General features: G+C 43.5%; 1 protein-coding gene. It reads right to left on the reverse strand.

Annotation, left to right across the window (positions count from 1 at the left end):
* A partial coding sequence (locus AAEY62_RS21145; RefSeq protein WP_350636300.1) for a class I tRNA ligase family protein occupies positions 1–336 on the reverse strand: 336 nt, incomplete at both ends.

Genomic DNA, 336 nt, shown 5'->3' on the forward strand with positions numbered 1-336 from the left:
GTCTTTATCAGCAAACAATGCAATTGGTACACCCCAAGTACGTTGGCGTGATATACACCAATCTGGACGGCCCTCAACCATGTTTGCAATGCGGCTTTCGCCCCACTCTGGTAACCACTGCGTGTTTTTAATTTCGTTTAATGAATCTTGACGCAAATTAGCCTGATCCATACTAATAAACCACTGTGGTGTAGCACGGAAAATAATTGGCGTTTTATGACGCCAGCAATGTGGATAACTATGCGTAATAGCATGGTGATGCATTAATGCGCCATGCTCTTTAAGCACTTCAACAATGCTCGCGTTAGCTTTAAACACATGCTGACCGGCAAATAA

Source organism: Pseudoalteromonas sp. GW168-MNA-CIBAN-0100 (assembly GCF_040309225.1).
GTDB classification, from domain to species: Bacteria; Pseudomonadota; Gammaproteobacteria; order Enterobacterales; family Alteromonadaceae; genus Pseudoalteromonas; species Pseudoalteromonas arctica.